Source organism: Nocardia brasiliensis (genome assembly GCF_011801125.1).
Taxonomy (GTDB): Bacteria; Actinomycetota; Actinomycetes; order Mycobacteriales; family Mycobacteriaceae; genus Nocardia; species Nocardia brasiliensis_C.
The window spans coordinates 3,032,146-3,039,814 of sequence record NZ_CP046171.1; the positions used below are offsets into that span (position 1 = coordinate 3,032,146).

Consider the following 7,669-nt stretch of genomic DNA (forward strand, 5'->3'; position numbering starts at 1 on the left):
CGGTGGCCGATGACCGCCACCACCGCGTTGATCATGATCGCCGCGGCGCTGGCGACCATGGTGCTCGCCGCGCTGTTCGTCCCCGGCGTCGCGCGGGTGTTGCTCATCGCGCAGGCGCTCTACTGGGCGATGTCCTATCTCGCCAGACCCGCTGTGCTGCTGTGGGTGCGGCCCGAGCCGAGCTTCGGTGACAATGTCGCCGATCCGCGCCTGGCCCGTCTCGGGTACGAGCACGGCATCGCGATGGTGTTGCGGCCGGTGGTGTTCGGGTTGTGGGTGTACGCGGTGCTCGCCGTCGCGTTCGCGATCTGGTCGCGCCGCCGCTCGCCCGGGCCTGCCGCGATCGTCGCCGAACCGCACTTCGTGCCCACCCTGTGGGTGCTGTACTGCCTCGGGACACTGGGGCGCGTGGCGATGGTCGCCACCGGCACCGCGGGCAAGGCGGGTGAGATCGAAACCGCCAGCCCGGCACTGACCTTCGTGACGATGCTCGGCACGATCGGGGCGATCGGCTTGATCGTCTTCCTCCGCATGCCCGCCGCCAAGGCCACCGTGGCGGCCGTCGCCCTGCTGGTGGCCGGTGAGCTGCTCTGGACGGTGGCCGTCGAATCCAAGACCCCGATCATGGGCGCCGCGCTCGCGATCGGCGTGCGGTTCGCGCTCGGCGGTTGGACGAGGTCGAAAATCGTTGCCATACTGCTGGTCTCGGTCCTCGGCATGGGCGGCTTCGGCTGGCTGCAATCGCTCAAGGAAGGCGGGCAGGCGAAGGCCGACGCGGCGGCCACCGATGCCGCGTATCCGCCCGCGGTGCGCCCCGTGCTCAGTGTGCTGCGCCGATTCGACCTGCTGGAGGCGGCGACCGACGTGTACTACACCCCGCCCGGCTCCTGGCTTTCCCCGGGCGAGGCCGCCGAGAACGCGGCGCGCAGCCTGATTCCCGCGCAATTGCTCGGCACCGAGAAACTGCGCTCCGGTACCGCGTGGGCCACCGAGGTCCGCGGCGCGTCGGTGGACATGAGTCAGGTGTCGGTCTCGCTGGCCGAGGGCGGCATCAGCGAAGGCTACGTGCTCGGCGGCTACACCGGAATCATGGTGGGTGTCGGATTCACCTTCGCGCTCTTGGCCTCCTGGTCGTGGGCGCTGTATTCGCGGCATATCGCCCTGGTCGTGCTCGGCCTCGCGCTCATCGAGGTTCCGGTGATCTTCGAGCGCGGCATTCTCGGCAGCATGGAGATGCTCGGCAAGTATCTCCAGGCCGTCGTGCTGGTGTGGTTCATCTCTGTGCTGGTGGGTCTGTACCGCGGTGCGCGCGGGCAGGTATCGGCGCCTCGAGTGTGGGAGCGGGCCGAATCCGTTGTCCCCGTGACACAAAGGACTGGGCAATGGGAGTGATCGAGTACGCGCGGGCGCTGCGGCGGCGCTGGGTCGTCGTCGTGGCCGTGCTGCTGGTGTGCCTGTGCGCCGCGGCGGGCTACGCACAGACGATTCCCGTGACCTACCGGGCATCGAGCAGCATGTACGTCTCGATGTCGACGGGCACCTCGGTGAACGATTCGTATCAGGGTGGGCTCGCCGCGCAACAGCGGGTCCGGTCGTATCTGGACCTGCTGACCAGTGCCACCGTCGCCGAGCGGGTCATCGCCGAGCGCGGGCTGCGGTCGAGCGTCGGCGAGCTGCGCGGCCGGATCACCGCGAGTTCGCCGCCCGCGACCGCCGTGCTCGTCGCCACCGTCAGCGCCGCCACCGCGGCGGAGGCGCGCGATCTCGCCGATGCTGTGGTGGCGCAATTCCGGCGGCTGGTTGACGAATTGGAGACCACCGAACTCGGCGCGGCGCCCGCCGCCCGCGTCGCGGTGGTGGATCGGGCGCTGCTGCCCGCCGCGCCGGCCGGGCCGCCGCGGACCCGGCTGCTCGCGCTCGGACTGTGCGCCGGTGTCGTGCTCGGCGGTGCGGCGGCCCTGCTGCGGGATCGCCTCGACCGCAGGCTGCGCACCTCGAACCAGTTGGAAGAGATACTCGCGCAACCACTTCGGCCGCAAGGTGCGGATGCGGCCGAGCCGCCGTCGGTGCCGATTCTGGCGATTCTCGATATCGGGCTGCCCGGCGAGGCGGGGGAGATCCGGCGGCTGCGCGCCAGGCTGACCGGCGACACCGCCGACAAGAGTCCGAAAACGATTGTGCTGACCAGTCTTTCCACGCGCTCGGCACCCGATGTCGCCGCGCGGTTGGCCCGCTCGCTTGCCGCCGTCGGCGCCAGGGTGGTGCTCGTCGACGCCGACACCACCGGTGCGGGCAGCTCCGGTGGCCTGCTCGCGCACACCGGTCCCGGGCTCGCCGAACTGCTGCGCGGCGGGGCCGGGGTGGGCGACGCGGTGGTGCGCCTGCCCGACGACGGCATCGAGATCCTGCCGCTGGGTTCGCCCGATCCCGGCACGCCGGACGCGCTGGCCACCGAGCGTTTCGGGGCGATCCTGGCCGACCTGCGCTCGGATTTCGACCATGTGGTGGTCGAGGCGGCACCGGTCGCCGCGGCCGCGGACGTGCTGTCGATCGCCCCGCGCGGTGACGCGACGCTCGGTGTCGTCGAACTAGGCACCAGTACCGCGGGCGAGATCCGCGGCGCGCTGGCGACCTTCGGCGCCGCGGGCACCGCCCTGGTCGGCGTCATCGCGGTGTCCCGGCCGGACGACCGGCCGCTGTACCGGAGGTTGCGGATATGACCGACGACCCGGTGAATCGTCGTCGCCTGCTGGCGGGTTCGCTCGGCGCGGCCGCCGCGCTGCCCCTGGCGGCGTGCGCCGCGCGCTCGGACACCGACGAACAGTTCCGCTCGCCGCGGGTGACCGATGCGCCCGCGGCCCGCAACGTCCGTGACTTCGGCGCGGTGGGTGACGGCAAGGCCGACGACACCGCCGCGATCGCGCGCGCCGCCGCGGTCGGTGACGGGCCCGTGGTGCTGTACCTGCCCGCCGGGCAGTACCGGGTGACGTCGTGGCCTGAATTGCCCGACTATGCCGCGGTTCTCGGCGACGGCGGGGACGTGAGCATGATCAATTACGCGGGCGGCGGAACCCTCATCGCGTTGCGCGGACGCCAGCGGGTGCGCTTCGCCCGGCTCGGCATCTTCGTGTCCGACCCGGCCGTCACCGCCGTGTCGCTGTCGCAATGCTTCCGGTGTTCGTTCGACGGGGTGGTACTGCGCGGCAACCATCTCAGCGCCAACTATCCGCGCTACCGCGACCAGCGCGGTGTGGTGCTCGACCAGAACACCGGTGGCACCGCGTTCGTCAACTGCGACATCAACAATTTCGGGTACGGGCTGGTGACCTCGTGCATCCAGAACTACGTGACCTCATCGAAATTCACCAGCAACCGGATCAGCGTGCTCGGCACCGGTGGCGATCACAATGCCGGATTGGCCTTGAGCAACGTCGAATTCGTCTCCGACAACGATCCGCGCACCACCGACCGGCACCTGGTCGTCGACGGCGCGGCCAACGCCTGGTGGCTGACCAACGTCTGGTTCGAGGGCGCCGACACGGCGCTGTCGATCGGGCACCGCGAGCACGGCGGGCCCGCGCAGTTCGGTCTGGTCAACTGCAAGATCGCGGCCAGGACCCTGTGCGTGGACCTGATCTATTGCCGCCAGCCGTACCTGGCGAACGTGCAGTTCGACGCGGACCTGGACAAGCCGCCCACCGAGCTGCGGATCGACTGGCAGGGATGCCCGGAAGGCGCCGCGGTGAGCCTGATCTCGAGCTCGGCGCGCGACCTCGATCCCGCGATCTTCCCCGGCGGCTGGCAGGTGATCGGGCGCGACCGGATGCTCAGCGCGCGCTTGGCCGGGACCACGGTGGCACAGGCGGGCCGCCCGGACACCGACGTCCTCCAGGTGCAGGCCGCCGACGGTGCGGTGCTGGCGTCGGTGCTGTCCAGCGGCGCTTGGCTGTCGGATCGGGTCGAGGGCGGTGTCGTGCTGAAGGACGCCGACGGCGGGTACTGGCGGCTGACGGTCTCGCCCAGTGGCGCGCTGAGCGCCGCACCGCTCGGCAGCGAGCGGCCGACGAGATGAGGAACGAGGAAACGGGTGTGACCGGTGTCGACAGTGGACGTGACTTCGCTCGTAGCAACGGCATCCAAGCCCGATTGCACGAGCTGATCCCCGGTGGCGCGCACACCTATGCGCGCGGCGCCGACCAGTATCCGGAGCACATGGCACCGATCCTGGTGCGCGGCAGCGGCTGCCGGGTCCATGACAGCGACGGCAACGAATACGTCGAGTACGGCATGGGTTTGCGCTCGGTGACGCTCGGGCACGGTTATCGGCCGGTGGTCGACGCGGTGCGCGCCGCGATCGCCGACGGGGTGAACTTCTCCCGGCCCACCGAGCTGGAATTGCTTGCCGCCGAAGATTTCCTGTCCCTGGTGCCCGGCGCGGACATGGTCAAGTTCGCCAAGAACGGCTCCGACGCCACGACCGCCGCGGTCCGGCTGGCTCGCGCCGCCACCGGACGCGCGGTCGTCGCGGTGTGCGATCAGCCGTTCTTCTCCGTCGACGACTGGTTCATCGGCACCACCGAGATGGACAGCGGCATCGATGACACCGCCACGGTGAAGTTCCCGTACAACGACCTCGGCGCGCTGGCCGACGTGCTGGCAGCGGTACCGGTGGCGTGCGTGGTGCTGGAGGCGGCGACCGCGCTGGCCGAACCCGAGGCCGGGTATCTGCCGGGCGTGCGCGCGCTGTGCGACCGATACGGTGCGCTGTTGGTGTTCGACGAGATGATCACCGGCTTCCGCTGGTCGGCCGGTGGGGCGCAACAGGTGTACGGCGTGCGCCCTGACCTCTCGTGCTGGGGCAAGGCGATGGGCAACGGGTTCCCGATCTCGGCGCTGGCAGGCAAACGCGAGTACATGGAGCTCGGTGGCCTGCGCACCGACCGGGACCGGGTATTTCTGCTCTCCACCACGCACGGCCCGGAATCGGTCGGCCTGGCGGCGTTTCGCGCGGTGGTTCGCGCCTACGCGGACACCGATCCGATCGGCCGGATGGAACGGGCCGGGCAGCGCCTGGCCGTGGCGGTGAATGCCATTGCCGCGGAGCTGGGTATCGCGGAGCACCTGAGCGTCGTTGGCCGACCGTCGTGCCTGATCTACTCGACCAAGGATGCGCAGGGCAGGCCGTCACAAGCGTTTCGGACCTTGTTCCTGCAGGAGTTGCTCGCGCGTGGGGTGCTCGGGCAATCGTTCGTCACCTCGGCGGCGCACACCGCCGCCGATATCGACCAGACCGTCGCCGCCTGCCGGGAAGCCGCGATCGTGTACCGGCGAGCGCTCGAACAGGGAAGTGTCGCAGGGCTTTTGAGCGGACGTCCGGTCGCGCCCGCGCTGCGGCGCCGAGCCGCGCCACGGGCGGTCCCGGCCGTGCCCGCGACCGTGCCGGAGCACCCGTGACTGCGCCGCGCGTCGCGCTCGTCCACGAGCGCTTCACCGAATACGGCGGGTCCGAGGCGGTGGTCGCGGAATTCCTGCGCACCTGGCCCGGCGCCGCGGTGTTCGCCCCGATCGTCAGTACGGCGGGGTACGGCGCTCTGGCGGCGCAATGCGGTGTGGGACAGCTCGATTCGATCCAGGACAGCTGGCTCAGCCGGGCGCACGCGGTGCTCGGCGCCCGCGCGCACGCGCCGCTGCTGCCGTTCGTGCCACGGGCGCTGCGTCGGCTACCGCTGGCCGGGCGGTTCGACGCGGTGGTCGTGAGCCATCACGCGTTCGCCACCCAGGCCGTGTTCGCCACGGACGCACCGGTAGTCGCGTACGTGCACAGTCCGGCGCGCTGGGCGTGGGACGACGCCTTCCGGGCGCAGGAGGCCGGCGGTCGAGCGGGTCAACTCGCTCTGGCCGGTCTCGGCCGGGTCGCGCGGCGCGCGGAACTGCGCGCCGCGCCGCGGTTGACGCGGGTGATCGCCAACTCGCACGCGGTCGCCGAGCGGGTGCGCGAGTGGTGGGGTCTGTCCGCCGCCGTGGTCAATCCGCCGGTGCGCATCGACCGTTTCACCCCGGACGCCGGGCTGCCTCGCGAGAACTTCTTCTTGTTCGCCGGCCGTCTGGTGCCCTACAAGCGGGCCGACCTCGCCATCAAGGCGGCGCAGCGCGCGGGCCGGCGCTTGGTCGTCCTGGGGGAGGGCAGACATCGCCCGTACCTCGAGTCCATCGCCGGACCCGAGACCACGTTCCTCGGCGCGGCCTCCGACGCGGTGCTGCTTGACTGCTATCGCCGTTGTCGGGCGCTGCTCATGCCGGGGGTGGAGGATTTCGGCATCGTCCCGGTGGAGGCGATGGCGTGCGGCACACCGGTACTCGCGGTCGGTGCGGGCGGTGCGCTCGACACCGTGCTGCCCGGCGCCACCGGCGAGTATCTCGCGGCGGGCGAGGACGAGTTGGTGGTCACCGGGCTCGCTCGCCGGATGCGGGAATTCGATTCCGCCGCTTACGATTCCGTCGCGATCCGGGCGCACGCGACCACGTTCTCGCCCGCGGCGTTCCGTGCTCGCCTCGCCGACGCGGTGGCCCGCACCCTCGATCGGGAGCGCGACCCGCGCGGCTGACGGTCGCCGCTGTCGGCGGATCGATCGGCACATACGCGTCTTCCCGCACGACTGAGGCGGCGAACTGGGCCGCCGCAATGCGGTCGCCCGGGGCGCGGCGTGATCGCTACCATCGCGGGCGGGAGGTGCGGTGGACACGGTGCGGTGGGTGGACACGGTGCGGTGGTCGGAGGCGGAATCCGACGCGTACGACGAGCGCCGCGCGGCCGCCGTCGAGCGGGAGCGGGCGCGGCGCGTGGCGGTGGTGGCGGCGTCGAACGCGGCCGTGGGTCCGGAGCATCCGGAGACCTTGGCGGCACGGGCTGATTTGCTCGACTACTGCGCGGATCAGCACCTCGGCGAGGTGCTCGACGACGCGACCGCCCTGGAACGGGTGTGCCTGCGGGTGCTTGGCGCCGACCATCGGGTGAGCATCGCGGTGCGGGCCGTGCGGGCGGTCGAGCGGATCGAGTCCGACGCGGAGGCGCCCGCCGCGGTGCGCACGCTCGCGTCGCTGGTCGAGCGGCAGTGCGGCATCCTCGGTCCGGCCGATCCGGAAACGTTGCGACTGCGTCGGCTCCTGCTGGCACGTACTTGGCGGCACTATGAACTTGCCGGCGCGGGCGAGCCGGAAACCCGCGCGCGGCAGTGGGCCGAGCTGGTCGCCGACCACGCGCGGCTGCTCGGCCCCGGCCATCCCGACACGCTGACCTGCTGGGAGCAGGAAGCCGCCGACTACTGCGAGTTCGGTGCTCATGTGCCCGAAGCCCGGCATTACGCCGCGCTGGCCGCCGATCGCACCCGGCTGCTCGGCGCGACGCATCCGGACACGCTGCGCAGCAGGACCGACCACGTGACCAGCTTGTTCGAGACCGGCGACACGGCGGACCGCGCACTGTGGGCGCGATTGCACGTCGAATTGGTAGCTGATTGCGTACGGGTGCTCGGTCGCGACGACCCGCGCACCCAGCGAGCGGTGGAATCCGTGCCGTGAGAACCGCCGTCGAACGTCGCGGTTGTATGGATTGTCTGATTTATCCCGGGCGTGCGCGAGACCGCTTATATGTTCTTCTGATTCGATTGCT

General features: G+C 71.0%; 6 protein-coding genes. All 6 read left to right on the plus strand.

What is annotated here, in order from left to right:
• Nucleotides 1-9 precede the first annotated feature (9 nt).
• Nucleotides 10-1,392 (plus strand): hypothetical protein, encoded by a 1,383-nt coding sequence (locus F5X71_RS13865; protein ID WP_167462311.1) that lies wholly within the window; start codon nt 10-12, stop codon nt 1,390-1,392.
• Nucleotides 1,383-2,720 (plus strand): Wzz/FepE/Etk N-terminal domain-containing protein, encoded by a 1,338-nt coding sequence (locus F5X71_RS13870; RefSeq protein ID WP_167462312.1) that lies wholly within the window; start codon nt 1,383-1,385, stop codon nt 2,718-2,720. Before F5X71_RS13865 ends, F5X71_RS13870 begins: the two co-directional genes overlap by 10 nt.
• Nucleotides 2,717-4,072, plus strand: coding sequence for a glycosyl hydrolase family 28-related protein (locus tag F5X71_RS13875; RefSeq protein WP_167462313.1), 1,356 nt, complete (start codon nt 2,717-2,719; stop codon nt 4,070-4,072). The genes F5X71_RS13870 and F5X71_RS13875 overlap by 4 nt, the downstream gene beginning before the upstream one ends.
• Nucleotides 4,073-4,089: 17 nt before the next feature.
• The gene (locus tag F5X71_RS13880; RefSeq protein ID WP_167462314.1) at nt 4,090-5,454 is read left to right on the plus strand and encodes a glutamate-1-semialdehyde 2,1-aminomutase; all 1,365 of its coding nucleotides are present in this window, start codon (nt 4,090-4,092) and stop codon (nt 5,452-5,454) included.
• A complete protein-coding gene (locus F5X71_RS13885) occupies nt 5,451-6,605 on the plus strand; it encodes a glycosyltransferase (protein WP_167462315.1) in 1,155 nt (384 codons plus the stop codon). Before F5X71_RS13880 ends, F5X71_RS13885 begins: the two co-directional genes overlap by 4 nt.
• A gap of 130 nt (nt 6,606-6,735) precedes the next feature.
• Nucleotides 6,736-7,578, plus strand: coding sequence for a hypothetical protein (locus tag F5X71_RS13890; RefSeq protein WP_167462316.1), 843 nt, complete (start codon nt 6,736-6,738; stop codon nt 7,576-7,578).
• Nucleotides 7,579-7,669 lie beyond the last annotated feature (91 nt).

What these genes read in the sequence shown, in the direction of transcription:
- F5X71_RS13875 (WP_167462313.1), top strand. Translation starts at nt 2,717, where the DNA reads ATGACCGACGACCCGGTGAATCGTCGTCGCCTGCTGGCGGGTTCGCTC.
- F5X71_RS13865 (WP_167462311.1), top strand. Translation starts at nt 10, where the DNA reads ATGACCGCCACCACCGCGTTGATCATGATCGCCGCGGCGCTGGCGACC.
- F5X71_RS13870 (WP_167462312.1), top strand. Translation starts at nt 1,383, where the DNA reads ATGGGAGTGATCGAGTACGCGCGGGCGCTGCGGCGGCGCTGGGTCGTC.